Source organism: Paraburkholderia sp., from assembly GCF_004298475.1.
In the GTDB taxonomy this organism is placed as follows: domain Bacteria; phylum Pseudomonadota; class Gammaproteobacteria; order Burkholderiales; family Burkholderiaceae; genus Paraburkholderia; species Paraburkholderia denitrificans.
Map to the genome: position 1 here is coordinate 127,849 of NZ_SCRP01000007.1, position 26,558 is coordinate 154,406.

The following is a 26,558-nucleotide window of genomic DNA, read 5'->3' on the forward strand; positions in this document are numbered from 1 at the left end:
CGATGTGGCCAGCCACGGCTGGATACCGTGAGCACCATCGGCACCATCGGCACAATGAAACACGATGAAGCACTAAGCCTGCCCGGTGCCGATGTGCTTTTCGATCATGCGCATGCGGCCCGTGGGCCGATACGGCTGGAACCACGGATTCGAGCGTAGCTCGCACAGTCGCGAGCTGCGCTCCGCGAGCGCGGCTTCGAGCCAGTGGAACATTTCATGCGGTTGCGCGAGCCGCGCATAGGCCTCGGCAATCACGAGCGGCGACGTGTAGCGGCTGCGCCGCCGCACGAGCAGGTCGTCCAGATACCAGCGCAACACCGCGTCGTAACCGCCCGCTTCCCATTGCGCGCGAATGGCCGTTGCCCGCGTTTGCTGTCCGCAGCTTACGAGCGCTTCGACGGTTGCATCGACGGCCTCGGCAAAGAGCTTCTTCACTTCGAACGCCGTGGCGAGCAACTGATAGACGAGCGGCGGGTGTTCCAGATGTCCCGGTGACAGATATTCGCTAACGACCTGGGCATGCTTGCCGGAAAGCACCATGCCGAACGCACGCGCGCCCTGGAACGCGAGCGGATCGATTCGCTCGGCGCGCTCCATGGCAGCATCGCCCTCGGTGCGGCGGCCCATTGCGGCCAGCAGGCGCGCATAGAGGCGATGCGAGTCCGCGTAGGTCGGATTGCGTCGCAACGCTTCCTTGAAACCCGCTTCGGCCTTGCTCCAGTCCCATTCGAAAAAGTAGTGGACCGCAGCGAGCGCGTGGTGCGCTTCGGGCAGATCCGGGTCGAGTTCCAGTGCGTTTTCGGCCAGCTCGCGTGCAAGCGGCCAGCCTTCGATCGGCGCAATCAGGCCGTGAACGACCGTCGCTCCGTAGTAGTTCGAAAGGCCCGTGTAGCCGAGCGCGCAATTCGGATCGCGCTCGACAGCGGCTTCGAAATACGTGCGGCTGCGGAAGAAATCTTCGCCGTCGATGGCGTGATGTGCGCTGAAACCCGCGTCGAAGTGCACGCGGCGGTACCAGTAGAAGCGTCCGCGCAAGTAGGCGTCGTGTGCGGCCGGATCGACCGGCAGGCGGCGCGTGAGCGTGATGCGGCGCTGCTCGCATAGCGTCGGCGCGAGATCCAGTGCAAGCGCGGCGGCCACTTCCTTGGGCATGTCGAGCGCGCCCGGTGCGACGGGCTCGTGCGCGCAGCTCCAGATCTGAGCCTCGTCGACGCAGCGGATCAGGCGCGTGAGGACACGCATCCGGCTCGCTTCCTTCGTGAGCGAGCCTTCGAGCACGTAATCCAGTTTCAGCTCGTGTGCGATTTCGCTGATGCTTTTTCGCGCGTCGCGATAGCGCGCGGCCGTGGTGCGCGCAAGCAGCAGGAGCCGCTCGGGATGGAGTGCGCCGAGCGTCGCCGAAATTTCGTCGGCGAGCGCGTTGCACAGGCTGTCCTGCGCCGCGTCGCCGGTGAGGTTTGCAAACGGCAGCACGAGCGCGCGTGCCGCTGCGGGCAGCGGCGTCGCGGGATCGGCGACGGCGGGTTCGGGCGCGGCCCGCTGTGCGCCGTCGAGCCGATAGCCCTTGCCCTTCACGGTGATGAGATGGCGCGGCTGCGCCGGGTCTTCTCCAAGTGCGATGCGGATCTTGCGGATCGCCGTATTGATGCCGTTTTCGGTGTCGCGAAACAGACTGCCGCCCCACAGACGGTCGACGATATCCGTGCGCGCGACGAGTTCGCCATGGCGCGATGCGAGCATGATCAGCAGATCCATCGGCAGGCGTTCGAGCCGGATCTGCTGGCCCGCGCGCCGCAATTGATAACGTTCGACGTCGAGTTCGTAATCGGCGAACCGGATAAGTCGATCGGTCGGCATGGACTCCCCCGTGATGCCGATTCAAGAGCGCGCGATAGTGCGGTTCATGAGAGGAATGCCGCCGTATCGTGCGGTATTGCGCGCAATGCGCAAGGGCGGAGCGGCGCAAGCGTGGGCGACGTCATCCTCGTTTCAATCTAGTGGGTCGCGCGGGCGCCTTCAACCCGAATCAGTCATCGAATGCGCTGCCGTGACGGCCTTTACCCAATACGAATAATCCGGCGCCCGCGAGTCCTTCGTCGAGCACTGCGCGATAACCTGCCGCGCCTTCGCGGCGCAATGCTTCAGACATGTCGTCGAGCGCACTGTTATCGAGTGCCGAGCGGCGATCGGCGAGCAGCGCGGCCTGCGGAAAAGCCGCGATTTGCGCGGCCAGTTGTTCGGCTTGCGTGCGCGCCTCGCCGCGCGCGACGACCCGGTTCGCGAGACCGAACGCGAGTGCTTCATGCGCGTCGATGGGACGGCCCGTGAGGATCAGATCGAGCGCACGCGAGAGGCCGATCAGACGCGGCAGCCGCACGGTTCCGCCGTCGATCAGCGGCACGCCCACGCGGCGGCAAAACACGCCGAGCACCGCGTCTTCCTCCACGACGCGAAGATCGCACCACAACGCGAGTTCAAGCCCGCCTGCGACGGCGTATCCTGTAATCGCCGCGATCACCGGCTTGCTGAGCGTCATGCGTGTCGGGCCGAGCGGGCCGGGCCCGCTGCCGTCGGCGTGCATTTCGTTGCGGCGGTTCTCGTCGCCGAGCGCAGTCAGGTCCGCGCCCGCGCAGAACGTTCCGCCCGCGCCGAACAGCACTGCGGCGCGCCAGTGCGGATTCGTTTCGAAACGCGTAAAGGCGCCTGCGAGTGCGTTCGCCGTTGGCCTGTCGATGGCGTTGCGCCGCGCGGGACGGTCGAGCACGATGGTCGCGACGTGGCCGTTTGCTTCGATGCGCACCTCTGTGCCGGAATCGGCGCCGAACCTTTCGATTTGCATGGCGGGTTTCCTCGATGGCCTGCAATAGCTTCAAGTCACAATCAGGTCACACGAAATTCACGATTCACCCGTAGCGTAAGCCACTTTTAGCTCGGGAAGCTGTTCCCTCAATTGCATGCAGTCGCTGCCCATGTTCGCGCCCGCTTCCAGTCTCTCGCCGCCGTCTGTTTCCGGATCGCTGTGGGTCGTGCAGCTGCATGCCCATCCTGCTTACGATCATGTCTGCCTTCAGCGCGTCTTCACGGCGGACGGCCCGCGTCACGAGGTGGTGATCGTCGATCTCTACAGACTGCTCCAGTGCGCCGACCGCGACGACACCGACTACGTGCTGCGGCCCGTGGGCGACTGGCACGCAGGCAAGGTGCGCGGAATCCGCGAATTTCTCGATCCGCACAACGAGCAGGTGCCGCAGATGCCGTATGTGACGATCTCGACGCGCCGTGCAACCGGCCTCGCGGGCTGGCTGCGGCTCGCGCACGTGGGTGTCGTGGCGTTTCACAACGGACAGCACCGGGCGCGCTATCTGGCGTGGGCGGGCGCGGAATGTCTGCCGGTCGAGGTGGACGAGCGCGAAGCGCCGCTGCTGCGCGCGCTGTGCGGCGTGAGTGACGCTGACGAAGCCGTCACCGTGCAGTATGCGGGCGGCGTGTAAGCGCCGGATCTCGCGTACTCCTACGCGAAATATTCCGGCGCGAATGGCGGGCCTATTCGGCCGTTGGCGCGGCTGTGCTGGCAGCCAGCGTCGCTGCGCGCCGGTGCAGCGATACGGAGAGCACGACGGCGGCAGCCGCCGCGAAGGCCGCGAACAGGAACACCGAACCGAAGCCGAAGCGGTTCGCCACATAACCCGCGAGCGGACCGGTGATGCCGAGCGACAGATCGAGGAACACCGAATACGCGGAAAGCGCCGCGCCGCGGCTCGCGGCGGGCACGAGCCCCACGGCTTCGACGCCGAGCGCGGGGAACACGAGCGCAAAGCCGAAGCCGGTGAGCGCCGCGCCTGCGAGCGCGATGCTGGGTACGGGCGCGAGCCATAGCAGCAGCAGACCGGCGCACTCGCACGAGAACGAGGCGATGGCGACGCGAAAGCCGCCGAATCGTTTGATCGTGTGGGCAAAGAGGAGGCGGGCGCCGATGAACATGAGGCCGAACACGGTCAGCGTGAATGCGGCGTTGGGCCAGTGCTGCGCGGCGTAGTAGAGCGTGATGAATGTGGCAATCGAGCCGAAGCCTGCCGAGCCGAGTGCAAGGCCGAGCCCGTGCGGGAGGACGCGCGTGAACACGCTGCGGTACGACATGCGCTCGCCGTGGACGACGGGCACGGCCGGGACGGGCTTCGCGAGCCAGTAGCCGAGCGCGGCGAGCGCGATGACGGCGACGCCGAGCGTCCAGTAGCCGACGAAATGCGCGAACGCGACGCCGAGCGGTGCGCCGAGCGCGAGCGCGCCGTAGGTGGCGATGCCGTTCCACGAGATCACGCGGGCGTTGTGCGTTGCGCCGACGCGGCCGATGCCCCAGAGAATCGCGCCCGTGCCGCACAGGCTTTCGCCGCAGCCGAGCACGAGACGGCTCACGACGAGCAGTGCGAGCGAGAGCGCGGGCCAGCGGGCGACGAGCGTCGCGAGCAGGAGCAGCACGCCGCTGGCGCCGCAGCCGATCAGGCCGAGGGCCACGGTGCGTTTCGGGCCGATCGTGTCGGCCGAGCGTCCCGCGAGCGCGCGCGAGGCGAGCGTTGCGAAATATTGCACGCTGATGGCGCCGCCCGCCACGACGGTGCTGAAACCGAGGTCGGTGTGCACGAAGCCCGGCAGCACCGCAAGCGGAATGCCGATGGTGAGGTAGCAGAGGAAGGTGAAAAAGACGACCGGAATGATCTGCAGGGTCGCGGCGAATGTGCTGCGCTCAGGCGCCGTGTCAGCGGACATGGGGAAAATGCGGGTGGAAGACGGCGAGGCGTGATTCTCCCACGGAACCGGCGTTTGTGCAGATGCCCATCAACCGGTTCGCGCAGCAGCGCGGCCCCGAGCGGTGCGCCGCGCCGGGCCGGGTTTCAGTCAGTCGGGAAATCAGGACATCATGCTGCGTCGGCGTTCGCGAGTCCCGAAGGCAGCGCGCTGATGCGCTCGACCTCGTGCGACTCGAGCCAGCTTGGCGAGCGCGCACAGTAGAGCACCATCGGCAGCGCGTCTTCGCCCCAGAACAGTTGCCTGTTCATCAGGAAAGTCGGTACGCCGAACACGCCGAGCGTAATGGCGTCGTTGGTGTTGCGGCGCAACTGGGCCCGCACGGCTTCCTGCTCGATCAGCGCTTCGCCGTGCGCGATCCCCACGTGCGCACACAACTGCTCGAAGCCTTCGTCGGTCGACGGATCGCGGCCATCGCGCCAGATGAAACGGAATATCTCGCGCACGAACGTGATGTCCGCGCCGCCCGCGACGGCGAGCAGCAGCGGCTTGACCGAATCGAACGGATGCGCGGGCGGCATCTTGAACGGAATGCCGAGCTGTTCCGCGCGAAAGAGCGCATGACGGTACGTGAAGACGCGCTTCGCGCCAATGCGATAGCCGAGCGGCTGGCCCCAGTGGCGGTACAGGTCGGTCAGCAGCACCGGGCGCGGTTCGAAGTCGATCCCCGGCCACTTGTCGTACTGCTCGAGCAGCAGGTACGAGAAGGGCGACACGAAGTCGTAGAACCACGTCGGCTGGTTGGCGTCGATGCCGCTGATCATGTTGTTCCTCCCGTTCTGTTTTTCATGCGGGCCGCCTGGTGAGCGGCCCTTCGTTTCGATTGTGTTGTCGCCTGCATGCGGGTGCTCTGCCGGGTGCCCGGGTGCACAGCCGGGTGCGGATGCCCGATCTTGCGCGTGCTTCGCGGCGTGCGCCATCGGTGTCACTCCGGGCTGCCCGCGCCTGCGTGCCCGCTGGCGGATTGCGTCGCCTCGCCACCGTGTTCGCCGTGCTCGCCGTGTCCCCCGTCTGCCGCGGCTTCGTCGCGCTCGCTCCTGCGCACGCGCGCGTGGGCCAGCCGGGCGCGCACGAAACCGATGTGCTCGCGCAGCACGTAGAACTGGTCCGCGTAGGCGAGCGGCATTTTCATGGCGTTCACCGAGTCTTCGATCGCGTCGACCTGGCGTACGAGCGCGTGGCGCTCGGCTGACGTCGGGTCGTTCATCGAGGCCCGTTCCAGTGCGATGAGCGAGCCGTACCAGCGGTAGATCCGCGATTTGACCCGCCACGCATAGAGCGACGGCACGAGCCGCAAGCCCGGAATCAGCACGACGATGATCGGCACCAGCAGCACGATCAGGCGGTCGGCGAGGCTCGCGAGCCAGAACGGCATCATGCGGTAGAGGAAGCTCTTGCCCGACTTGTAGTAGCGCGCGGCGTCGTCGCCGATCGGGAAGTCGTGCGAGCGCGGTGCGGGGAATTCGCCCGCTGTCTGCAGGAGCGTCGCGCCGCCGTGCACTTCCTTCGCCGCCTCGATCAGCAGATCGGACAGCGCCGGATGCAGGGAGTCGCGTGCGATCAGCTCGACCGTGGGGGCGATGATGCGGATCGGCGCGGGCGGCAGGTTGTGGCCGAAATCGAACGCGCCCATCGGGATCGTGAGCGCGGTGAGGTAGGCGAAGCGCCGCGCGTAGGCATCGGCCTGGGTGAAGTCGAAGAAGTGCACGCCGGGCATGTGCACGAGGCGCGCCATCACCGGCGGCTGCGCCGAGTCGCCCGTGAGGAACGCCGCGTCGATCTCGCCTTTGACCAGCGCACGGGCCGCGTCGTCGCCCGAAAGCGGCAGGAGCGTGGTCGCGCCGCCCGGCTCGATGCCGTTGGCCTTCAGGAGCGCGAGCGCCAGCTCGCGCGTGCCGCTGCCTTCCTGGCCGATGGCAAGACGCTGGCCTTCGAACTTCGAGAGGCGTGTCACGACCGGCCCGTGATAGAACACGGCGAGCGGCACATACGCCACGCTGCCAAGCGATACGAGCCCTGCGGGCGCCTTGCCCGTCTTGGTCGCGAGGCCGTCCTGCACGAACGCGACGTCGACCGTCGATTTCGGATCGGCGAGACGCTGAAGGTTCTGTACCGAGCCTTGCGATTCGAGCACGTCCAGCGTGATGCCGTTGCGCGCGAGGATTGTCTTGTACTGCTGTGCGGCGTTCCAGAAGGTGCTGCCCTGCGGCCCCGCGCTGATCGTGAGCGTTCCGGGCGGCGCGGGCTGGATGAGCCGCACGGCGACCCAGATGGCGGCGATGCTCACGAGCAGGATCGGACCAAACGATACCGCCAGGTCGCGCCACGAAATCGCGACGAATCGCGCGACGAGACGGCGAGGAGGTTTGCGGCCGGTGCGTGGCTTCATCTGCGAAATGCGTGCCTCGGAGTTCCGTGGGTGGGCGGCGCGAGCGCCGGATTTGAGTGCAAGTCCAACTGCGGATCTGACAGCCGATGGTACATGAGATTGGCCGTGGCGGCGCCGCGTCACGGGCCGCTGCGCATGGCCGCCGGGCTGCCGCAGGGCCGTCTCGTTAAAATTTTTGCGCTTGGTGTCCTGCCAGGCTAAATTGATTTTCGCCGCCGCGGTAAACGTAGAAGCACGTAAAAGCAGGTAAAAGCACGTAAATGCGCCGCACCGTCACGCGGACTGCGGGACTGGCTCGCCTTGCCGGCCCGCGCTCTTGCGCGTGTCTCTCATCTTTGTCTCTCGCACGTCGTGTCCCGACCACGGCAGTCCGCCCGCGCCGCGCGCGTGCCGGACGCGCTGGCGGAAGTCGTAACGAAGCCGCCACACCGTGACCGGCCGGCGACCCTTGTGTCGTCCGGCGGCACCGGCAGGCGGTCCTATCCAGAGCAACGAGGAGGGAACATGAGATCGGTCGATTTGCTGAAGGTGCTGGGGATGGCGGTATGCGTCTCGGTGGCATGCAGTGCGTATGCGCAGGACAACGCGGCGCAGAGCGCCTCGCCTGCCGCCGCCACCACAGCGCAGGCCAAGCCGGCCAGGGCGGTGAGGCGGGCGGATCGCAAGCTGGGTTTCCAGGTGCGCCACGCGCTCTCGCGGGCCCAGGGCCTCAACGTCTCGAACATCGTCGTGCGTGCGCGTGGCGGCGCTGTCACGCTGACCGGTTCGGTGCCGAGTCAGGGCCAGGTCGATGAGGCGGGGCAGGTCGCGCAGGGCGTGGCAGGCGTGACCTCGGTGACGAACAAGCTCACCGTGGTTCAGCAATAACGGACGCCGCACTCGCTGGATGGCGTGCGGCAGCAGGACGAACGGGCTGCGGCCGAGCGCCGCAGCCCGTTTTTTCGTCTGCATCGCGCACCGCGCGTGTGGATTGACACACAGATTTCTGCGGAAACGGCGTATACCTTAAGGGTGCTGTGCAAGAACCCGAGGCCGCCGTTGGCCTCACTGCCGGACTACTGCCATGGCCATCCGCACCTACACCGATCTGCCGCTCGACGACCGCGCCGCCTTCGAGCTTGCCTGCGCCCGGCACGGCTTCACGCCGGTTCACTTCGACATCAGCGGCCTGGCCGATCCCGACGATCCCGCGCACAGCGAATTGCTGGTCGTGCGCCGTGGCGCCTGGGCCCAGGCTTACCGTGTCGACTCGCGCGGGCAATGGCTGCGTCAGTTCGAGGTCGATCTGAACGGCCGCTTCTTCCGTCTCGCGCCGCACGCATAAGCGGAATTAAGCGGATATAAGCAGCGGATCGCCGCAGCGCCGGGCGCCGGGGCGAATGGCTCAGGCCATGACGAGGCGCACGCCGACGATCGAGAGCGTTGCCGCGAGCAGCATGCGCAGCAGCCGTTCGGGCGCGCGCGTGGAGAGCAGGCTGCCTGCCACGACGCCCGGCAGCGAGCCGCACAGGAGCGAGATCAGCATCGACCAGTCGATCGAACCGAGCAGCCAGTGGCCGGCGCCCGCGAGCAGCGTGAGCGGCACGGCGTGCGCGACGTCCGAGCCGACGATGCGCACGGTCGGCAACGCGGGATAGAGCAGCAGCAGCACCGTCACGCCGATCGCACCGGCTCCGACAGAAGTGAGCGAGACGAGCACGCCGAGCACGGCCCCCGTGAGCACGGTCAGCAACAGCGTGCGCGCCTCGCCCGGCGCGTGGCGGTGGCGCGTCGCGAAGGCCGTGAGCTGCTTGCGGAAGATCAGTGCGGTGGCGGTGACCAGCAGCGCGATGCCGAGCACCAGCTGGATCAGATGACCGGCGCGCGGCGTGTCCATGCCATAGCGGTGCAGCAGGATCAGCGTGATCGTGGTGGCCGGCACGCTGCCGGTCGCGAGGCGCAGCGTGACGCCCCAGTCCACCGTTTTCTTGAACCCGTGCACGAGCGTGCCGACCGACTTGCTGGCGGCTGCGTAGAGCAGGTCCGTGCCGACGGCTGTCGCCGGGTGAACGCCGAACAGCAGCACGAGGATCGGCGTCATCAGCGAGCCGCCGCCGACGCCGGTCAGCCCGACCAGGAAGCCGACGAACAGGCCGGAAAGCGAATACAGCGGGTCGATATGAGGTAGAGACATCGCTTGCACACCGGGCCGGTTCAGAGTTGTTGTCCGCCACGACGGATGCACAACGATCGCAACGATCGTATATGCGCCACTCGATGCACCTTACGGTGGACAGCGGCAAAGTCGGACGGCGAAAATCGGCTATTGTCGCAAAACCGGCGAATCGGCGCAGCGTCAAACAAATCCGGATTCGTCGCGAATTGCGTTTCGAGGCTCGCGGCGATCCGTTTGTCCCGTCACGGAGAATCATGAATCCCGGCATCCTCTACGCCTTTTTCGCCTTCGTCATCTGGGGCCTCTTTCCCGTCTACTTCAAGACGCTGCATCAGATTCCCGCACTCGAAATGCTTGCGCACCGCATGGCGTGGTCGCTGCTGTTCGTGCTCGCCGTGCTGCTCGTGCGCCATCACTGGCGCTGGCTCGGGCCGGTGCTGCGCGACCGGCGCCTCGTCGGCCGTTTTGCGGCGAGCGCCGTGCTGCTCTCGGCGAACTGGGGCACCTATATCTGGGCCGTCAATGCCGGACACATCGTCGAAGCCAGCCTCGGCTACTTCATCAATCCGCTCATCAACGTACTGTTCGGCTATGCGTTTCTCCACGAACGGCTGCGGCCGGTGCAGTGGACGGCCGTCGGCATCGCCGCCGCCGGCGTCGCGTGGCTCACCTGGCAGAACGGCGCGCCGCCGTGGATCAGCTTCGCGCTCGCCTTGACCTTCGGCGGCTATGGACTGCTGCGCAAGACCGCCCAACTGGGCGCGCTCGAAGGCCTCGTGCTCGAAACGCTATTGCTCTTTCCCGTCGCGCTGATCTATCTGACGATGCTCGGCATGAGCGGCGCGAGCCACTTCATGCATGCCTCGCTGCCTCTGCAACTGCTGCTGGTCGCCGCCGGTCCGGTGACCGCCATTCCACTGCTTCTGTTCGGCTCGGCGGCGCGGCGCATCCCGCTCTCGACGCTCGGACTCATCCAGTACGTCACGCCCACGCTGCAACTGCTCACGGGCGTGCTCGTGTATCGCGAGCCGTTCGGCGCGGCGAATGCCGTGGGTTATGGCGCGATCTGGGTTGCGCTCGCGCTCTATTCGCTCGAAGGGCTGCGCAGGTCCGTGGCCACGCGCCAGGTGCGCGGCGCGCCCTGATTGCTGGCTTCCGCGTAAGTGTTGCACCGACGGTGGCCCTGAGAGTGGCTCTGCCGATTATGGCGCGGTAGCATGTTCGGACGACTGGCGACGGGCTTCGCGATGACCTGTAACCGCAGGCCGCGCCCTCAAGCGCGCGCGGCTGCGGCTGCACGCTGTTGTGCCGTTGCGCTGTCGTGCCGTCGTGCCAGCGTGCTGGTGACGACCGTCCCGGCCGGAACGATCCGTGGAGTGAGTCACGCATGAGCCATGAGGTTGTCCACCGCTTCGAGGTGGAATTCGCCCCGCGCATCGCGGCGAAGCTTGCGAGCCAGTTCGGCCCGGCCGTGCGGGTGGAGGTCGTGCCGCGCGAAGGACGCGGACATCCCACGCGTGTGCGCCTCGTCGGCGCGACGCACGGGCCCCGGCATGTCTATCCGTATGCGCTGAACGTCTCGCTGACGTGGGATGTCGACGAAATCGAGCGTCTGATGGAGCCTGGCGGCGAGGCGCGTTTCGAGCACTATCTGGAGGCGACGGTGCGCAAGATGGCGTCGTGGGAGTCGGCCCGTTCCGTGGATTTCGCTTCGTGCACGCAAAACGAGCCGGAAGTACTGATCGGCGGGCTCGATTTCGAAGGGTAAGTTCGGCGCTGTCGCGCCTGGGTACGCGCCCCAGGCGTCCATCGCGAATCCAGCAAGGGACGGTTTGAACCGCGCGCCGCCGATGGCCCGGCGGCGCGCTTCACGCTCTGCGCGTGTCAGTTCCGCGTTAATCCCGCATTAATCCCACGTTAATCCCACGTTAATCCCGTCCAGCCCGCGTGAGCCACTCGCGGCCCTTGAGCACGCCGAACCAGTAGAAACGCGGCAGCACGCTGGCCTTGAGGAACCACATGAGCCGGCTCGGGCGCGCCGGGTTCAGCGGGAACGTGGGCAGCAGCTTGCCGCCGTAGCCGAATTCGGCCAGCACGACCTTGCCGCGCTCGACCGTGAGCGGGCACGCGCCGTAGCCGTCGTAGCGGTACGCGAGCGGCTTGCCGCCGCGTGCGGCGAGCAGGTTCTCGGCGACGATCACGGCCTGCTTGCGTGCCGCCGCGCCCGTCTTCGCGTTCGGCGCGGAACACACGTCGCCGAGCGAGAACACATTCGAAAAGCGCGGATGCTGCAGCGTCGCGTGATCGACTTCACACCAGCCGCCGTCATCGGCGAGTTCGCTGTCGCGGATGAAATCGGGCGGCACCTGCGGCGGCACGACGTGGATCATGTCGAAGCGTTTCTCGACGCGCGCGACCTTGCCGTTTGCGTCCTTGGTCTCGAACGTCGCCGTGCGCGACGGGCCGTCGATGGCTACCAGGTTCGACGAGAACGCGAGCTTTGCGTTGTAGCGCTCCACGTATTTCATGAGCGGCGGCACGAAGACCGCGACGCCGAAGAGAACCGCGCCCGCGACATTGAACTCGACATTCACCTTCGACAGCACGCCGGTGCGCCGCCAGTAGTCGCACGCGAGATACATCGCCTTTTGCGGCGCGCCCGCGCATTTGATCGGCATGACGGGCTGCGTGAAGAGCGCGGTGCCCGCCTTCATCTGCTCGACGAGCTGCCACGTATAGGGCGCGAGGTCGTAGCTGTAGTTCGACGTGACGCCATGCTTGCCGAGTGTTTCCTCGAGCCCCGGAATGCGCTCCCACGCGAGCCGCAGCCCCGGCGTGACGATGAGGTCGCGGTAGGCGACGGTCTCGCCGTTGTCGAGGCGCACGAGGTTGTTGTGCGGCTCGACGCGCGTCGCCGCCGCGCGGATCCATTTCACGCCCTCGGGAATCACGCTCGCCATCGGACGGCGCGTCTTCTTCGCGTCGTAGACCCCGCCGCCGACGAGCGTCCAGGCCGGCTGATAGTCGTGATGGTCGGCCGGCTCGACGATCGCGATATTCAGGTAGGGCTGGCGGCGCAGCAGGCTCGCGGTGACGGTGATGCCCGCGAAGCCCCCGCCGATCACGACGATGTCGAATCCCGCGCCGTCCCAGTCGCAGGCGGGCACGACGGCCGGCGCGCTCGGCGCCTGCGCGGCCGCTGGCGAAGCTGCGAGTTGATAGAGCGTCGTCGCCCGGTTGCCGCTGCGGCAGTACGCAAGGATCGGGTCCGGCAGATCGTCGAGCAGCTGTGCGAAGCGTTCGGCATCGCTCGCCGTGATCTGGCCCGGCTTCACCGGCAGATAGGCGAACTGCAGGCCGTGCTTCAGCGCGGCGGTGCGCAGATCCTGCGACGTGGGCTGATCCGCGCCGCTTTCGCCATCCGGGCGGGTGCAGATGATCGAACGGTAGCCTGCACCGGCAATGCGGGCGACGTCGTCAGGGGTGATCTGGTCGGCGCTGGCGAACCGGTCGCTGTGCGGGACGATTTGCATGGTGGGGAAGGCTCCTGATCGAAACGAAAGCTAGGATCGGTGACGACGGCGTTCGAGGACAGTGTAGAGCGCCATCCCGGCGAGCATGGCGGCCACGAAGAGCCACGCGCCGGGCTGACCGCTGCCCGCGTTGACGAGCGCGGGGCCCGGACAGAAGCCCGCGAGTCCCCAGCCGGCGCCGAATAGCAGACTGCCGCCGACGAGGCGGAAATCGACGTGGGTGGCCGTGGGCAGATGCATGGGCGCGCCGAGCACGCTCATGCGGCGCGTGCGCGCGAAACGAAAGCCGAGCGCGCCGAGCGCGATTGCACCCGCCATCACGAAGGCCAGCGACGGGTCCCAGTGACCGGCCAGATCCAGAAAGCCCAGCACCTTCGCCGGATTCGCCATGCCGGAGAGGATCAGGCCGACGCCGAACACGAGGCCGCTGACGAATGCGTTGACGACCTTCATTTCAACCTCCAATCAGGTGGCGCACCACGAAGACCGTGACGAAACCGGCTGCCATGAAGCTGCTGGTCGCAACGAGCGAGCGCAGCGAGCCGCGCGACAGACCGCACACGCCGTGGCCGCTCGTGCAGCCCGAGCCGTAGCGCGTGCCGACGCCGACCAGCAGTCCCGCGGCGATCAGCGTGACGGGCGTGGATTCGATCACGGGCGCGGGCAGCGGGGCGGCGAGCCGCCAGAGCCAGGGCGCGGCGACGAGGCCGGCGATGAAGGCCGCCCGCCACGCGCGCTCGCCGCGCACGGCGTTCAGGAGGCCGCCGACGATGCCGCTGATGCCCGCCACGCGCCCGTTGCCGAGCACGAGCAGCACGGCGGCGGCGCCGATCAGCAAACCGCCCGTGAGCGAGGCGACTGGTGTGAAGTGTGCCAGATCGAGACTGAAATTCATGAATTCCCCTTGGGCGGGCTGCAATAGAGGTCCGAGAGTGTTTGCATGATGCGGACGATGTCGGAGCCGGCGAGGCTGTAGTAGATGTACTTGCCTTCGCGGCGCGTCTGCACGAGGCCTTCTTCGCGCAGCACGCCGAGGTGCTGCGAGAGGCTCGGCTGATGCACGCCGACAAGCGCTTCCAGCTCGCCGACGTTGCGCTCGCCTTCTGTGAGCTGGCAGAGCAGGACCAGACGGTCTTCGTGTGCGAGCGCCTTCAGGAGCGCGCAGCATTTTCCGGCGGATTCGCGCAGGGCGCCGAGGGCGTCGGGTGTGAGCTGGGGGGGCTTTCGTTGCACGGATCGATCACAGAGTACTTTGTCGGCAAACATTATATATATTTATAAAATGTTGCTCAATTTCGCCCTGGCGGCGGCACGGGTACAGAACCGCATCGCCGCATCTGAAGTCCGCTCCGCGCCATTCAACGCGCCTGCGCGCGCGTTTGCCCTGCCGGCCCGGCACGCGAAGGCAGCCTGCCTGCACGGCTAGCGGCACTCCGTTTAGACTTCGTTGCAGATCGACGCTGCAGTTCGACGCCCATGCGAGTGCGTCGCCGCCGCGTGCAATCCGCCCTCGAGGAGTCGTGCCATGAAAGCCATCCAGTTCAAGTCCTTCGGCAACCCGGACGTGCTCGAATACGTCGATCTGCCCACGCCTGTCCCGGCCGCGGGCAATGCGCTCGTGCGCGTGCTCGCGGCATCGGTGAATCCGAGCGATGTGAAGAACGTGTCCGGCCACTTCGAACACACGGTCCTGCCGCGCGTGCCGGGGCGCGATTTCAGCGGCGTCGTCACGGCGGGCCCCGACGACTGGATGGGCGCCGAGGTCTGGGGCACGGGCGGCGACATCGGCTTCACGCGCGACGGCACGCACGCCGGGTTCATCGAGATCCCGGTGGCCGCGCTGGCGCGCAAGCCCGCGTCGTTGAGCCACGCGCAAGCGGCGTCGATCGGCGTGAACTTCGTCGTGGCGTGGCTGGGCGTCGTCGACTATGCGCGCGTCGCCCAGGGCGAGACGGTCGCGGTGATCGGCATTTCGGGCGGGGTGGGCGGCGCTGCGGCGCAGATCGCGCATGCTCGCGGCGCGCGCGTGATCGGCATCGGGCGCGAAGCGCCGCACCCCGAGTCGCCCGCGGCGCGCGTGATCGACGCGTTCGTGCCGCTCGACGGCGGCACCACGGCGCGCGTGCGGGAACTGACGGGCGGTGCGGGCGTGGAGGTCGTCTACGACGCGGTGGGCGGCGTCGCGTTCGAGCTTGCGCTGTCGCTTGCGAAGCGGCGCGCGCGCGTGATCGAGATCAGCGCGACCGGCAAGCGTCGCGTGGAGTTCGATCTGATCGACTTCTATCACAACGAAACGCAGCTTTTCGGCGCGGACAGCGCGAAGCTCGGCGTCGCGGACTCTGCACCGATGATGGCGGCCATCGCCGAAGCGTTCGACGCAGGCCACTTCGAAGCGCCGGTCGTCGCGCTGCGGTTCCCGCTCGAACGTGCGCGCAAGGCCTACGAGGCCGTGGCGGGCGGCACGCGCGGACGTGTCGTGATCGAGATGGCCTGACGTGATGGTTTGAACGCACGACGGCCCGTGCGGCGGCATCGGTCGTGGATGCGCGCCGCCGCCGATCCTGCTTGCCGGTCTATCAGGTTTCTCTGCGCACGAGCCGCTCGGGCAGGCGTGCGCGCAATGCGCGCGCGTCGAGGTGCGCGAGATCCTTGTCGAGTTCGAGCGTCACGGTGTTCTGCGTCTGCGCATCGAGCGCCTTGCGCAGCACGCCGAGAAATGCGGGCGGCGCCGCGATCACGAGCGTCCCGTAGCGCGCTTCAGTACGTGCCCGCGCGAGCGTCGCCGCGATTTCGGCGGCGAACAGGGCGGCTTCGCGCGCGTGCTGTGTGGTGTCGGGGTCGCTCGATTGGCGGCCCGGGCCCGCGCGGTCGGTCGTGCGGCCCGGCTTGTCGCTCACGAGGCTCTGCTCGGGCACGCGGCTTTCGGGGTGCAGCAGCGTCTCGACTTCATCGATTGCGCCGAGCGGATTGTCCGCCGCGAAAATGCGCGCCGTCACGCGGTTGGCGACGACGATCCAGATCGTTTTCGACATGGTTTCCTCCCTGCCTCGGCTCGCTTGCATGTTCCGTGAACACGCGCCGCTGCGCGAATTTAAAGGGTAGCGCGATCGGGTCGCACGCGTTCAGGAAGGTGCGGGAGGCTCGCCGTGCGCCCTTCGGGCAGGCCTCCCGAAAACCAGGAGCATGATTCCCCGCTTTGACGGATATCGAAGCGCAGACCCGCGTGTTCCTTGCCACCGCGAATGCCGGGAGGCAGCCGGATATCCAGGCATCGCGGCGGCCCGGCTGGCTTCCTGCCGGGGCGCTTCAGCCGCGCCGATGGGACTTGCGCACGACGAGCCACTTCGGCGAGCGAAAGCGCACGATGCTCACGTAGAGCCAGACGTAGGTGATCGCGAACACCACCACGAAGCAGAACAGATGGAGCGTGTGCCGCCAGAAGAGCGTCGCGGGGATGACTGCGAGCAGGCACAGCAGCCACAGGTAGGGCGACGTGAGCGAGTTGCGGCGCGTGAGTTCGTGTGCGGTGCGCGCGCCCACGGCCCAGCGCATCAACCGCTTGTAGACGAGCATGTGCAGGTGCACGCCATCGGGAATGCCCGGCGACATGCCGCGCACGAACTTCTTCCGGTAGATCGAGAAGCAGGTCTCGAAGATCGGGTACATGAAGAGCAGCACGGGATACCAGGCCGACACGTCGCGGTTGCGCATCACGAGCAGGATCGACAGCTCGGCGAGCATGAAGCCGATGAAGTACGCGCCGCCGTCGCCGAGGAAGATCAGCCCGGCGGGGAAGTTCCAGATGAAGAAGCCCATGACCGCGCCCATCATGATGAGCGACGCGGAGAGCACGACCGGATCGTGGACCTGGAACGCCACGTAGGCGAGCGAGGCGAACATCATGAAGGCGACCATCGAGGCGAGGCCGTTGAAGCCGTCGATGATGTTGACCGCGTTGGCGAGCGCGGCGACCGCGAGCACCGTGACCGCGAACGAAACCGGCGCGTAAGAGAGGAGAAAATCGAGCGGCGGCACGCTGATGCGCATGACTGCGATGCCGAGCAGGAACCAGGCGAGCGCCGCGGCAGCCATCGTGCAGATGAGGCGCGCGAGCGGCGAAACCCGCTTCGTGAGGTCTTCGGTCAGGCCCGACGCGAACGCGGGAATGCCGCAGGCGGTGATGCCGAGGATGCCGCCCGAAACGGCCGGATAGGCGCCGTGCAACTGCACGGCGGCCACGATCAGCCCCGCGACGATGCCGGTGCCGCCAATGCGCGGCACGGGTCGCGCGTGGAATTTCTGCACGCCCGCGAGATCCGAATCCACGGAAAATTTTTCATGCAGGTGCGCGTACCGCACGATCAGCAGCGTGACCAGCAAAGAAACGAGGAAACCAAGCGCGAAGCTAAGCATGAAAGCGGGCCGGGCACGAAGAAGGGATGCGCGATTATACAAAGCTGGCGGGGCGTCTTTGCGGCGCGACGGGCTCATGCCATTACAAAACGCCGACATTCGCGCCGGATTGCAGTGCGCCGGTACGGTTTCCGTGGAGCGTTGCTTGAATAGCGTTTGGCGCCCGCGCGTGCGGCGTTGTGCCATGATGGCGATGCGGCGCGCCCGATGGTTCCGGCGCGCCGCAAATCGTTTGCCGGTTGTCCTGCCAGTTCAAGTCGGGAGTTTCCATGCCCCACAAAGAATGGATCCGCGACGCGATCCGCAAGATCGACGCCGACTTCAACCGCTCCGCCGATACGCACCTCATCGCGCTCGATCTGCCCGGTTTTCCGGGCATCCGCTTTTACCTCAAGGACGAATCGAGTCACCCGACCGGCAGCCTCAAGCACCGGCTCGCGCGCTCGCTCTTTCTCTACGCGCTGTGCAACGGCTGGCTCAACGAAAAGAGCACCGTGGTGGAGGCGTCGAGCGGTTCGACCGCCATTTCCGAGGCGTATTTCGCGCAACTGCTCGGCCTGCCGTTCGTGGCCGTGATTCCGGCCAGCACGTCGCGCATGAAGATCGAGGAAATCGAGTTTTACGGCGGCCACTGCCACCTCGTCGCGAACCCCGCCGAGATTTACGCGGAGTCGCACCGCATCGCGCAGGCGTCGGGCGGGCATTTCATGGACCAGTTCACTTACGCCGAACGCGCGACCGACTGGCGCGCGAACAACAACATCGCCGAATCGATCTTCAAGCAGATGGCCGACGAAGCGTATCCGGTGCCGACGTGGCTCGTCTCGAGCGGCGGCACGGGCGGCACGATCGCGACGCTCGGCCGTTATGTCGCTTATCGGCGGCACAAGACGCGCGTGATGTGCGCCGATCCCGAGCACTCCGTGTTTTTCGATTACTTCAAAAGCGTGCTCGCGGGACATCCCGATAGCGGTCTCACGCTCGACGTCGGCTCGCGCATCGAGGGGATCGGGCGGCCGCGCGTCGAGCGCTCGTTTATCCCGACGTGCATCGACGCCATGGTGAAGGTCCCCGATCCGCTTTCGTTCGCGGCGATGCGCTATCTGGCGGCGCGGCTCGGCAAGCGCGTGGGCGGCTCGACGGGGACCAACTTTGTCGGCGTGCTGTTTCTCGCCGGGCGCATGAAGGCGCAGGGCGAATCGGGTGCGATCGTGAGTCTGCTGTGCGACAGCGGCGAGCGCTACAGGACGACTTACTATCACGAAGCCTGGTATGAGGCGCAGGGCATCCGGATTAGCGAGGCCGATGCGCTGATCGCGCGTGCCGTGCGTGGCGAACCGATTTTTGCGGCGCCTGAAGCGGGCGTGCTCGTGGCGCAACGGTGAGATGCGCCGCGGCGCGTTGCGTGCTGCGGTTCACGTGCTGTGTTTCATGTGCCGCGCTTCACGTGCTGTGCTTCACTCGAGCGGCTTCACTGCCGCCGCGCGCGGTGCGACGTATCCCGGATCGGATCTTGCACGCTTGCGGGCACGGCCTGCGCGGCGCGGCGCTTCGCATCGTCGAACATCTCGCGTAGTTGCTGCCGTTCGTTGCCGGTGAGAAACGCGGCAGCGTCCGGAATCGTCAGCACCAGTTGCAGCGTCAGGGTGCCGCGCGTGCCGTGACGGTCCGCGAGCCCAAGGCCGGGCAGCGTGATGGCGGTTCCAGGTCGTGCGTTCGGTGGAATCGTCACCTGCAGCGTGTGGCCGGGCAGGTTGGCTTCGATGGTGCCGCCGAGCGTCGCCGTCACGAAATCCACCTCGAATTCACGGGCGAGATCCAGTCCGTTGCGGCTGAACGCCGAGCCGCAGACGATGGCAACCGAGAAAATCGCGTCGCCCGCCGGGCCGCCATTGACCCCCGGTTGACCGCCGCCTTCGACGACGAGCCGCTGGCCGTCCCATGCGCCCGCAGGAACCGGAACGATTTCGGATTTGCGCCAGGTCCGCATGCCGGTGCCGAGACATCGCGCGCACTGCAAGTTCCCTTTCGTTTTCTCGCACGGATGACACGGTCCCTTCACGGGGAAGCTCGCATCGACTTCGCCGCCATCGATCGCAACTTCGAGCGGCACGAAGAGTTCGACCAGACAGTTTGCGCCGCGCATCGGCGGCGCGCTGCGGTGTTCGCGCGGCGTGGTGTCTTTGCCGTGATTGCCGTTCTGTGCCGCTGCCGAAGCGGTCGCAGCCGGACCCGATGCGGACGGCGTGCGCTTGCCGGTCAGAACCTCGAACGCCTCCTGAATCCGCTTGAACACCGGCTCGACCGCCTCTTCGCGCCCCTTGTTGCGATCCGGGTGGTACTTCGCCCTCAGTCGCCGGTATGCGCGCTTGACCTCAGTCAGCGACGCCGTGTTCGGCAGTTTTAGCTGGCGGTAGTGTTCGTCGAAGCTCAAGCGTTTTCCCGTTCGTGATTATTCAGCCCGAATTTCTGCTGTGATGCCGCTGTGTCGCGGCTGTGTCGCGGCTGTGATGTATTAATCGCCGCGCGTCAGCTTACGCAATCGCGTTCTGAAGCGCCATGATTTCCCGCGTTAACCTGGGCGTTTTAATTCTGTTTGCTACAGGCACGCACGATGTTGCGACTCGATGGTGGTTTTGTCTTGAGCGGTAAAGCTTTTGCGCAAACGGTGTTGCGCAAAAGTTGAATGCGCAACTGAGCGTTACGCGTTGCGCATCGACTGAATTCACGCCGCCATCAAGACCAGAATCCAGCCATCGCGCCCACGAAGCCCGCGATGCACACCAGCGCGGCGGTTGCGCACAGCAACTTGAGGTAAGCGCCGGTCGGGCGTCGCCCGGGCGGGAGCGCCTTGACGCTGATGATAATCAGCAGCCCGATGACAAGCGGCAGCATGACGGCGTTCACGACCTGGGCCGCCACGTTCAACCACACGAGATCCGGAACGAACCCGACCACGAGTGCGCTGAATGCCACGGCGAGCGCATAGACGCCATAAAACCAGGGCGATCTCGACCGGCGTCCATCGAGCGACCGGCTGCGGCCTGTCACTTCGCACAGTCCCCACGCCAACGCGAGGGAACAGATAATGGCCGCAACAAGTGAAGCGCCGAGCACCCCGGCGCCGAAGATCATTTGCCCTGCGCGCCGGCCCAATTCACTGGTCAGCGCGTTGCTGATTTCGCCCACGCTTTGCAGGCTCTGCTGCCCATGCGGTCCCGACAATCTGGCTGCGGCCGCAACGAGTACGGCGGCGGTCAAAAGCTGTGTCAATACCGCGCCGACTGCCGTTTCGATCCGCGCTGCCCGGTAGTCGCGCGTGGTCAGCTTTTTATCGGCCACGGCGGCCTGCTGATAAAACAGCATCCACGGATTGAAAGTCGCGCCGATGAGCGCCGCCGCGAGCCACCCGAACTGCGGCGTTCTGAACGGCATGTCGCGCAACTGGTAGCTCATGGCGCGCAGATCGGGCCGGGCATGCCAGGCGACAACGAAAAAAGCGAGTTCGAACGCGCCGATAAACATCGCGACGCGGTCCACCCGCTTGTGCGAACCCGTGAGTATCACGAACATCAACAGGCCGACCGCTGCGGAAAGCGTCATGCCGCGCGGCACGCCATACATCTCGCCCACGCCCGCCACGCCCGTGAATTCGGTGACGAGCGAGCCCAGCACGGCAATCACGAGGCCGGCTGTCGCGACCCACGCCCAGGCGGGGCCAATGCGCGCACGGATCAATTCGCCGTGTCCTTCGCCCGTAAAAATGCCGAGCCGGACAGTCAGCTCCTGCGTCATGTAGAGCAAAGGAATCAGCGCGATGAGCAGCGGCAGGAACCGGATTCCCCACTGCGCACCGCTTTGCGCCGCGGTCACGACGTTGCCTGAATCGCAGTCCGCGAGCATGACGAGCAACCCCGGCCCGATTGCGGCGGTGCGGGCCAGAACCCCGAGCGTCTTCTGCCTGAACGATATCGAATGACGCATAAACCGCAAATCGGATGCCATTTGGAAAACAAGCTCCCATTATCGCCTGAGGTCGTGCCGTGCTTTCCAGTCATCGACTCGTTTTAAATGCCAGGCCGCGAGCCGGGCCCGCGCGTCAGCGGTACTCGCTGGTGCGCGACACTTTTTCGCGCGCGTCGACATCCGTAATGTTCGCGTTCGCCAGTGCGTGCGGCGCTGCGCCCGAAGGCGTTTCGGCAGCAGGCATTTCGCCTTCGCGCATGCCGTCCTTGAATCCCTTCACTGCGCCGCCGAGGTCGCTGCCGATATTGCGCAGCTTCTTCGTGCCGAACACCATTGCGACGATCAGCAAAACGATCAGCCAGTGCCCGATACTCAACTCACCCATGATATTTCCTGGACTTCGCCGTTGCCTTGAGAACCGGTGAAAAAAACGATCTCTCGACTCGGCAAAAAAATTAAAACTCGCGAAAACCGTTCGCGCGACGGTTACTCTGCACGCACCCGCGCGAAATGCGCAGGCGGATGTTACGGAAAACTATCTATTCACGTTCTAAGTATTCCTTTGCCGAACGTCAATGCGCTTAGGCGTCGCGGCGGCTGATCCGCCACACCACGAAAACACCCGCCACGGCGAGACACGCTGCGAGCGTCGCCACCGAGCGTACCGGTGCTATCGCATATTGCATCGTCAGCGCGCCGCGCATCAAGTCGACGCCGTAGGCGGCGGGATCGAATGCGGCGGCGAGTCGAATCCAGCCCGGCGCGAGATCGAGTGGATAGAGGCCGCCCGACAAGAAAAACATCGGCAACAGCAGCGTGTTCGACACGACCGGAAACACGATCACCGAGCGGAACGGCAACGCGAGCGCGAGCCCGAGTGCCGAGAAGACGAGCGCGGCGAACGCCATCGCAACGACGACGAGCACGAGATTCATCGCGCTCAGTCCGATCCCGATCGTCGGTGCGAACGGCAACAACAACAGACTCTGGATCCAGGCGACGACAGCGCCCGCGCCGATCTTGCCCGCCGCGATTTCGACGCGGCCCACGGGCGAGACGAGCAGTGCCTTCAGAAAACCCGTTTGCCGGTCGTGCACGATGCCGACCGCGGCCGAAATGGCGGTAAACATCAACGACAGGCCAACGACGCCGGGAAAGATGTACGCCTGATATCCGCTGACCTCGGCGTACGTGCCGCTTCTGAGCGCCGCGCCGAGCACGAACAGATACAGGAGCGGCTGCGTGAGGCCGAACAGGATGCGCAGCGGCGACGCCCAGAACCGTTTCAGGTCGAACCAGACGATGGTCAGCGCGTTGCTCATGCGGCCGCCTTTCCCGTCACGTTCGCGGTCACTTTCCCAGCGAGATGCGCGTCCACGCGCGTGGCGTCGCCCGCTTGCGCGGCAATCCAGTGGCCGACCACGTCCATGAGGTCGGGCGCTGCAATGTCGGCGCCGAGCACGCGGCACGGAATGCGTTGCAGCAGCGCCGGCAATACGGCCTGCGGGTCCGTGCCCGAGACGATGATGCTGTTGTCGTCGCCGATCTCGACGGGATAGCCGTGCGCGGCGAGCCAGCGCTGTGCTTCGGCGATATCGGGCACGCGCAGCCGGATCGTGCCGGGCACGCTCGCGTGCATCGCGGGCCACGGGCCGCCCGCGAGCAGGCGGCCTTGATGCAGCACGACGACGCGGTCGGCGTCGCGCGCCTCTTCGGTATGGTGCGTCGAACAGAGGACCGTGTGGCCGTCGTCGACGAGCGTTCTGATTTCCGCCCAGAACGCGCGGCGCGCGGCGATATCGAGGCCGAGCGTCGCTTCGTCGAGCAGCAGTACCGGCGGACGCGCAATCAGTGCGCGCGCGAGTTCGAGCCTTCGGCACTGGCCGCCCGAGAGCCATTGAACCGGCGTTTGCGCTTGCGCCTCGAGGCCGAACGTCGTCAACAGTTCGTTGATCCGCTGCTGCACGGCGCGCCCCTTCAGTCCCTGGCAACGCGCGATGAACCACAGGTTGTCGCGCGCGCTCAGGCGCGGTTCCAGCGCCGAAGTCTGAAACACGACGCCGATGCGTGTGCGCGCAACGGCCGGGTGGGCAACCACGTCGACGTTGTCGACGAAGATGTGCCCGCTTTCCGGCACGGCGAGCGTGGCAAGCAGCGAGAGCAGCGTGGTCTTGCCCGCGCCGTTGAGCCCGACCATCGCGACGAGTTCGCCGCGTCCGATCGACAGGCTGATGTCGTGCAGGATCGTGCGGCCGCCGCGCTTGAAGCTCACGTTGCACAGATCGATGCTGGACTTCTCCGGCATGGCAGTCGCCTCAGGTCGCTTATTAGTTGCTAATCAGATTGCTAATCGGGCCGCTTATTGCAGCAGCGCGGGTTTCACGGACGGATCCGTGAAGTGGACGCGCGCCGCCATCGGCGCAGACACCCACACTTTCCCGTTGCTATCGACCATCAGCAGCGACTCGACGCCGGCCTTGCGAGCCATCGCGAGTGCTCGTGCAGGACCGGCGACGAACGGCGGCTTGCTCGCGCCATCGGACAGCGCGCCCGCGCGCGGCCCGGGTTTCACGAGCACGGTCACCGACTCGCTGACTTCGACGGGAAACCCGGTGCGCGGATCGATGATGTGGCAATACCGCACGCCTTTGGACTGGTAGAAGCGTTGGTAGTCGCCGCTCGTGCCGATCGCTTCGCCGTCGTGCAGTTCGAGCGTTGCGAGCGCACCGGGTTTGCGCGGGTCCTGGATGCCGACTTGCCAGGGCCTGCCGCCCTTGCTGCCGATCGCGAGCAGGTTGCCGCCGACGTCGATCAGCGCGTTTTCGACACCGCGCTGCTTCAGAATGGCCGCCGCTTCGTCGAGCGACCAGCCCTTCGCATAGCCGCCGAGATCGAGCGAGACCGCGCGGTTCGTGCTCGTGACGACACCCGATGGCGAGATCGCGAGGTCGGCAATACGGGGACGCAGCGCCGCTTCGCGCAGCACCGCGTCGCGCGGCGGCGGCTTCACGTCGAACTGGTCGGCCTGAAAGCCCCACAGCCGGATGAGTCTGCCGATGCCGGGCTCGAAGAGGCCCTCGCTTTCGATCGACAGCTGCTGCGCCGCGCGCAGGATCTGTGCAAGCTCGGGCGACGCCTGGAACGGCTGGCCGGCCGCGATGCTCTGATTCAGGCGCGTGACTTCGGACGGCTGCCACGCGTGCAGCTCGCGGTGCATCGACTGGAAATGGGAAAACACGGCGTCTGCGTCCTGCTGCGCGTCTTTGAGCGGCACACCGTAAAGCACCAGTTGCACGCGGGTGCCGAACACGTAAGTGCCCTGAACGTACACCTCGGGGGACCTGAGCGTGAGCCACAGCCCGACTGCAATGGCGGCGGCGAGCACCAGCACGATTCCCGCGGCCTTTCTGTAATTAGACAATTTTCTGGTACTCAATCAGCTTCAAATCAGAGTGGCCTGCGGATCAGGTGCACACCGGTCGATGAAGAAACATACATAAAAAAATCATGTTTTGAGGTTATCTGTATATCTGATATCCATCAACGAGGCGGGGAGCCGCAGTGCGACATTTGGACTGCGTCAGACCGCCGCATTCGGGTATCGAGTTTTGTTGCGACATTTTGTCCAAAAGCTTGAATCAAAGAGTTATCGGGCGGAATCGTATTGCTGCGTCAATTTGCCGGGAGTTGTCACACGAAATAAAGCGTAAAACGCATCTGCTGCAACGTGCTTCGCCTGGCCTTATCTGGCGGGCTGTTGCCGTAAGTAGCTGTCATAAGTAGTTGTAGTAAGTGTCTGTCAACAGTTGGCAAGGCGCAGATCAACGTCACCTCGTTCACCAGTTTGTGCAAAAAGGCCCCTATGTTATGCTTTTTTATGCGGAATAAGGCTGGCTGACGAGTAGAGAGTAGACCAACCAACTACGCGGACTGAACCTTTCAGTTCAATTACAAAGAAGGACGAGGATAAAACTTCATACACGTGACGAAGGGTTGTTATCCGGAATCATTTTCGGGGCTGCAGCCGTGGATTTACTGCGCGACATTGTGCCGCATTGCGGTGACGGTCCCGGAGCGTATTGCGTTATTCCCCTCCAGCGCAAGAAAGCCATTGGTTGCCTGGCGTTGAAACGAATCGATGAGTGAGATTGTCATGACGAATGCAAAAGGAAAAACTGAAGAAACCGTAGTCCCGGGCCGTCGCCGCTTCCTGGCGTCGTCCGCAGTGGCGGGTCTCGCGGGAGCGAGCCTGTCGCTGGGTCTGGCTGGTTGCAACAAGGGCAGCAGCGATGCCGCCCCGGCAGCAGGCGCCGCGAGCGCAGCAAGCGGCGCGGATCCGCAGGCGAGCATCAACTGGGAGAAGTATGAAGTGCATCCCGGCAAGCTCGACACGTACTACGGCTTCTCGAGCGGCGGTCACTCGGGCGACCTGCGCATTCACGGCCTCCCGTCCGGCCGTGAAATCCGCCGCGTTCCGATCTTCAACGTCGACTGCATGTCGGATTGGGGTATCACGAACGAATCGCGCGCGATCATCGGCACGAAGCCGAATGGCCAGCTGAACTACACCACCGGCGATACTCACCACGTCCACCTGTCGTACACGGACGGCGTCTACGACGGCAAGCACCTTTTCGTCAACGACAAGCTCAATGGCCGTATTGCACGCGTGAAGCTCGACACGATGGAGTGCGATGCGATCACGCAACTGCCGAACGTGCAGGGCTTCCACGGCATTTTCCCGGACAAGCGCGACCCGGTCGACGACAAGATCAACTACACGACGCGCGTGTTCTGCGGTAACGAATTCCATATTCCGCAGCCGAACGACGGCCGCGACGTCAACGATCCGTCGAAGTACTTCTGTCTGTTCACCTGCGTCGATGCGGTCACGATGCAGCCGCGCTGGCAGGTCAAGATCGACGGCAACATGGACCTCGTCGCGACCTCGTACGACGGCAAGCTCGCGTGCTCGAACCAGTACAACACCGAGAACGGCGTCCACTACGAAGAGATGATGGCCGCCGAGCGCGACTCGTGCATCTTCTTCAACGTTGCGCGTATCGAAGAAGCAGTGAAGGCAGGCAAGGTCACCCACCTCAGCAATTCGAAGGTGCCGATTGTCGACGGCACGAAGGCCGGCAACACCGACCCGAAGACGGCGCTCGTCGTGTACGTGCCGGTTCCGAAGAACCCGCACGGCGTGAACATCTCGCCGGACGGCAAGTACTACGCGTGCTCGGGCAAGCTGTCGCCGACCGCCACCCTGATCCAGCACGATCTGGTGCTGAAGTGGTTC

At 65.6% G+C, this 26,558-nt stretch carries 25 protein-coding genes and 1 pseudogene; 8 read left to right on the forward strand and 18 right to left on the reverse strand.

What is annotated here, in order from left to right; all coding sequences use genetic code 11:
* Positions 1-72: 72 nt before the first annotated feature.
* Positions 73-1,857 carry a winged helix-turn-helix domain-containing protein gene (locus EPN59_RS04240; protein WP_293045595.1) on the reverse strand — a complete coding sequence of 595 codons (1,785 nt, stop codon included), beginning with the start codon at positions 1,855-1,857 and terminating at the stop codon, positions 73-75.
* Positions 1,858-2,026: 169 nt separating this feature from the next.
* A complete protein-coding gene (locus EPN59_RS04245; protein ID WP_293033382.1) occupies positions 2,027-2,839 on the reverse strand; it encodes a crotonase/enoyl-CoA hydratase family protein in 813 nt (270 codons plus the stop codon).
* Between the two features lie 130 nt (positions 2,840-2,969).
* On the opposite strand from EPN59_RS04245, the gene EPN59_RS04250 reads away from it, so the two are divergent.
* Entirely contained in the window at positions 2,970-3,491 is a 522-nt protein-coding gene (locus tag EPN59_RS04250) for a hypothetical protein (RefSeq protein WP_363928540.1), read from the forward strand.
* Between the two features lie 52 nt (positions 3,492-3,543).
* Here EPN59_RS04250 and EPN59_RS04255 read toward each other — a convergent pair whose 3' ends face one another.
* From EPN59_RS04255 to EPN59_RS04265, 3 genes are all read right to left on the reverse strand, one after another.
* On the reverse strand, positions 3,544-4,764 hold the full coding sequence (locus EPN59_RS04255) for an MFS transporter (RefSeq protein ID WP_293033386.1): 1,221 nt from the start codon (positions 4,762-4,764) through the stop codon (positions 3,544-3,546).
* Positions 4,765-4,913: 149 nt separating this feature from the next.
* The gene (locus EPN59_RS04260; RefSeq protein WP_293033388.1) at positions 4,914-5,567 is read right to left on the reverse strand and encodes a 2-hydroxychromene-2-carboxylate isomerase; all 654 of its coding nucleotides are present in this window, start codon (positions 5,565-5,567) and stop codon (positions 4,914-4,916) included.
* 161 nt (positions 5,568-5,728) lie between these two features.
* Entirely contained in the window at positions 5,729-7,192 is a 1,464-nt protein-coding gene (locus EPN59_RS04265; RefSeq protein WP_293033390.1) for a TAXI family TRAP transporter solute-binding subunit, read from the reverse strand.
* Between the two features lie 504 nt (positions 7,193-7,696).
* On the opposite strand from EPN59_RS04265, the gene EPN59_RS04270 reads away from it, so the two are divergent.
* Positions 7,697-8,059: a BON domain-containing protein gene (locus EPN59_RS04270; RefSeq protein WP_293033392.1), complete on the forward strand. Its 363-nt coding sequence runs from the start codon at positions 7,697-7,699 to the stop codon at positions 8,057-8,059.
* 196 nt (positions 8,060-8,255) lie between these two features.
* On the forward strand, positions 8,256-8,516 hold the full coding sequence (locus EPN59_RS04275; RefSeq protein WP_293033394.1) for a hypothetical protein: 261 nt from the start codon (positions 8,256-8,258) through the stop codon (positions 8,514-8,516).
* 60 nt (positions 8,517-8,576) lie between these two features.
* Here EPN59_RS04275 and EPN59_RS04280 read toward each other — a convergent pair whose 3' ends face one another.
* On the reverse strand, positions 8,577-9,365 hold the full coding sequence (locus tag EPN59_RS04280) for a sulfite exporter TauE/SafE family protein (RefSeq protein ID WP_293033396.1): 789 nt from the start codon (positions 9,363-9,365) through the stop codon (positions 8,577-8,579).
* A gap of 236 nt (positions 9,366-9,601) precedes the next feature.
* On the opposite strand from EPN59_RS04280, the gene rarD reads away from it, so the two are divergent.
* Both rarD and EPN59_RS04290 read left to right on the forward strand, forming a co-directional pair.
* Positions 9,602-10,492, forward strand: a complete 891-nt coding sequence (rarD, locus tag EPN59_RS04285) for an EamA family transporter RarD (protein ID WP_293033398.1) — start codon at positions 9,602-9,604, stop codon at positions 10,490-10,492.
* A gap of 242 nt (positions 10,493-10,734) precedes the next feature.
* A complete protein-coding gene (locus EPN59_RS04290; RefSeq protein WP_293033400.1) occupies positions 10,735-11,115 on the forward strand; it encodes a DUF5594 family protein in 381 nt (126 codons plus the stop codon).
* Between the two features lie 160 nt (positions 11,116-11,275).
* Here the strand turns inward: EPN59_RS04290 and EPN59_RS04295 are convergent, their stop codons facing one another.
* Genes EPN59_RS04295 through EPN59_RS04310 form a run of 4 tightly spaced genes read right to left on the reverse strand, consistent with a single transcriptional unit; the run spans position 11,276 to position 14,113 of the window.
* The gene (locus EPN59_RS04295) at positions 11,276-12,880 is read right to left on the reverse strand and encodes a bifunctional protein tyrosine phosphatase family protein/NAD(P)/FAD-dependent oxidoreductase (RefSeq protein WP_293033402.1); all 1,605 of its coding nucleotides are present in this window, start codon (positions 12,878-12,880) and stop codon (positions 11,276-11,278) included.
* Between the two features lie 30 nt (positions 12,881-12,910).
* A complete protein-coding gene (locus EPN59_RS04300; RefSeq protein WP_293033404.1) occupies positions 12,911-13,333 on the reverse strand; it encodes a YeeE/YedE family protein in 423 nt (140 codons plus the stop codon).
* 1 nt (position 13,334) lies between these two features.
* On the reverse strand, positions 13,335-13,775 hold the full coding sequence (locus tag EPN59_RS04305; RefSeq protein WP_293033406.1) for a YeeE/YedE family protein: 441 nt from the start codon (positions 13,773-13,775) through the stop codon (positions 13,335-13,337).
* On the reverse strand, positions 13,772-14,113 hold the full coding sequence (locus EPN59_RS04310) for a metalloregulator ArsR/SmtB family transcription factor (RefSeq protein ID WP_293033408.1): 342 nt from the start codon (positions 14,111-14,113) through the stop codon (positions 13,772-13,774). Before EPN59_RS04310 ends, EPN59_RS04305 begins: the two co-directional genes overlap by 4 nt.
* Before the next feature lie 292 nt (positions 14,114-14,405).
* Here EPN59_RS04310 and EPN59_RS04315 point away from each other — a divergent pair, with 292 nt between their 5' ends.
* Positions 14,406-15,374 (forward strand): zinc-binding alcohol dehydrogenase family protein, encoded by a 969-nt coding sequence (locus EPN59_RS04315; protein ID WP_293033410.1) that lies wholly within the window; start codon positions 14,406-14,408, stop codon positions 15,372-15,374.
* Between the two features lie 82 nt (positions 15,375-15,456).
* Here EPN59_RS04315 and EPN59_RS04320 read toward each other — a convergent pair whose 3' ends face one another.
* Complete coding sequence (locus EPN59_RS04320) at positions 15,457-15,912, reverse strand: host attachment protein (RefSeq protein ID WP_293033412.1); 456 nt, start codon at positions 15,910-15,912, stop codon at positions 15,457-15,459.
* Between the two features lie 274 nt (positions 15,913-16,186).
* Positions 16,187-17,293, reverse strand: coding sequence for a glycosyltransferase (locus EPN59_RS04325; protein WP_293033414.1), 1,107 nt, complete (start codon positions 17,291-17,293; stop codon positions 16,187-16,189).
* Positions 17,294-17,562: 269 nt separating this feature from the next.
* On the opposite strand from EPN59_RS04325, the gene EPN59_RS04330 reads away from it, so the two are divergent.
* The gene (locus tag EPN59_RS04330; protein WP_293033416.1) at positions 17,563-18,678 is read left to right on the forward strand and encodes a PLP-dependent cysteine synthase family protein; all 1,116 of its coding nucleotides are present in this window, start codon (positions 17,563-17,565) and stop codon (positions 18,676-18,678) included.
* An 86-nt stretch (positions 18,679-18,764) separates the two neighbouring features.
* Here EPN59_RS04330 and EPN59_RS04335 read toward each other — a convergent pair whose 3' ends face one another.
* The 6 genes from EPN59_RS04335 to EPN59_RS04360 all read right to left on the reverse strand — a co-directional run bounded on the left by EPN59_RS04335 (position 18,765) and on the right by EPN59_RS04360 (position 24,653).
* On the reverse strand, positions 18,765-19,727 hold the full coding sequence (locus EPN59_RS04335; protein ID WP_293033418.1) for a DnaJ C-terminal domain-containing protein: 963 nt from the start codon (positions 19,725-19,727) through the stop codon (positions 18,765-18,767).
* A gap of 302 nt (positions 19,728-20,029) precedes the next feature.
* The gene (locus EPN59_RS04340) at positions 20,030-21,277 is read right to left on the reverse strand and encodes a divalent metal cation transporter (protein WP_293033420.1); all 1,248 of its coding nucleotides are present in this window, start codon (positions 21,275-21,277) and stop codon (positions 20,030-20,032) included.
* A 115-nt stretch (positions 21,278-21,392) separates the two neighbouring features.
* Positions 21,393-21,644: a Sec-independent protein translocase subunit TatA gene (tatA, locus tag EPN59_RS04345; protein WP_293033422.1), complete on the reverse strand. Its 252-nt coding sequence runs from the start codon at positions 21,642-21,644 to the stop codon at positions 21,393-21,395.
* A 196-nt stretch (positions 21,645-21,840) separates the two neighbouring features.
* Positions 21,841-22,581 (reverse strand): ABC transporter permease, encoded by a 741-nt coding sequence (locus tag EPN59_RS04350; RefSeq protein ID WP_293045598.1) that lies wholly within the window; start codon positions 22,579-22,581, stop codon positions 21,841-21,843.
* Positions 22,578-23,564: an ABC transporter ATP-binding protein gene (locus tag EPN59_RS04355; protein WP_293033426.1), complete on the reverse strand. Its 987-nt coding sequence runs from the start codon at positions 23,562-23,564 to the stop codon at positions 22,578-22,580. Before EPN59_RS04355 ends, EPN59_RS04350 begins: the two co-directional genes overlap by 4 nt.
* A gap of 54 nt (positions 23,565-23,618) precedes the next feature.
* The gene (locus EPN59_RS04360; RefSeq protein WP_363928541.1) at positions 23,619-24,653 is read right to left on the reverse strand and encodes an FAD:protein FMN transferase; all 1,035 of its coding nucleotides are present in this window, start codon (positions 24,651-24,653) and stop codon (positions 23,619-23,621) included.
* A 744-nt stretch (positions 24,654-25,397) separates the two neighbouring features.
* Between EPN59_RS04360 and EPN59_RS04365 the strand changes: the two are divergent.
* Positions 25,398-26,558: pseudogene (locus tag EPN59_RS04365) on the forward strand (TAT-dependent nitrous-oxide reductase); the annotation flags it as partial.

What these genes read in the sequence shown, in the direction of transcription:
- EPN59_RS04240 (WP_293045595.1), bottom strand. Translation starts at nt 1,857, where the DNA reads ATGCCGACCGATCGACTTATCCGGTTCGCCGATTACGAACTCGACGTC.
- EPN59_RS04245 (WP_293033382.1), bottom strand. Translation starts at nt 2,839, where the DNA reads ATGCAAATCGAAAGGTTCGGCGCCGATTCCGGCACAGAGGTGCGCATC.
- EPN59_RS04250 (WP_363928540.1), top strand. Translation starts at nt 2,970, where the DNA reads ATGTTCGCGCCCGCTTCCAGTCTCTCGCCGCCGTCTGTTTCCGGATCG.
- EPN59_RS04255 (WP_293033386.1), bottom strand. Translation starts at nt 4,764, where the DNA reads ATGTCCGCTGACACGGCGCCTGAGCGCAGCACATTCGCCGCGACCCTG.
- EPN59_RS04260 (WP_293033388.1), bottom strand. Translation starts at nt 5,567, where the DNA reads ATGATCAGCGGCATCGACGCCAACCAGCCGACGTGGTTCTACGACTTC.
- EPN59_RS04265 (WP_293033390.1), bottom strand. Translation starts at nt 7,192, where the DNA reads ATGAAGCCACGCACCGGCCGCAAACCTCCTCGCCGTCTCGTCGCGCGA.
- EPN59_RS04270 (WP_293033392.1), top strand. Translation starts at nt 7,697, where the DNA reads ATGAGATCGGTCGATTTGCTGAAGGTGCTGGGGATGGCGGTATGCGTC.
- EPN59_RS04275 (WP_293033394.1), top strand. Translation starts at nt 8,256, where the DNA reads ATGGCCATCCGCACCTACACCGATCTGCCGCTCGACGACCGCGCCGCC.
- EPN59_RS04280 (WP_293033396.1), bottom strand. Translation starts at nt 9,365, where the DNA reads ATGTCTCTACCTCATATCGACCCGCTGTATTCGCTTTCCGGCCTGTTC.
- rarD (WP_293033398.1), top strand. Translation starts at nt 9,602, where the DNA reads ATGAATCCCGGCATCCTCTACGCCTTTTTCGCCTTCGTCATCTGGGGC.
- EPN59_RS04290 (WP_293033400.1), top strand. Translation starts at nt 10,735, where the DNA reads ATGAGCCATGAGGTTGTCCACCGCTTCGAGGTGGAATTCGCCCCGCGC.
- EPN59_RS04295 (WP_293033402.1), bottom strand. Translation starts at nt 12,880, where the DNA reads ATGCAAATCGTCCCGCACAGCGACCGGTTCGCCAGCGCCGACCAGATC.
- EPN59_RS04300 (WP_293033404.1), bottom strand. Translation starts at nt 13,333, where the DNA reads ATGAAGGTCGTCAACGCATTCGTCAGCGGCCTCGTGTTCGGCGTCGGC.
- EPN59_RS04305 (WP_293033406.1), bottom strand. Translation starts at nt 13,775, where the DNA reads ATGAATTTCAGTCTCGATCTGGCACACTTCACACCAGTCGCCTCGCTC.
- EPN59_RS04315 (WP_293033410.1), top strand. Translation starts at nt 14,406, where the DNA reads ATGAAAGCCATCCAGTTCAAGTCCTTCGGCAACCCGGACGTGCTCGAA.
- EPN59_RS04320 (WP_293033412.1), bottom strand. Translation starts at nt 15,912, where the DNA reads ATGTCGAAAACGATCTGGATCGTCGTCGCCAACCGCGTGACGGCGCGC.
- EPN59_RS04325 (WP_293033414.1), bottom strand. Translation starts at nt 17,293, where the DNA reads ATGCTTAGCTTCGCGCTTGGTTTCCTCGTTTCTTTGCTGGTCACGCTG.
- EPN59_RS04330 (WP_293033416.1), top strand. Translation starts at nt 17,563, where the DNA reads ATGCCCCACAAAGAATGGATCCGCGACGCGATCCGCAAGATCGACGCC.
- EPN59_RS04340 (WP_293033420.1), bottom strand. Translation starts at nt 21,277, where the DNA reads ATGCGTCATTCGATATCGTTCAGGCAGAAGACGCTCGGGGTTCTGGCC.
- tatA (WP_293033422.1), bottom strand. Translation starts at nt 21,644, where the DNA reads ATGGGTGAGTTGAGTATCGGGCACTGGCTGATCGTTTTGCTGATCGTC.
- EPN59_RS04350 (WP_293045598.1), bottom strand. Translation starts at nt 22,581, where the DNA reads ATGAGCAACGCGCTGACCATCGTCTGGTTCGACCTGAAACGGTTCTGG.
- EPN59_RS04355 (WP_293033426.1), bottom strand. Translation starts at nt 23,564, where the DNA reads ATGCCGGAGAAGTCCAGCATCGATCTGTGCAACGTGAGCTTCAAGCGC.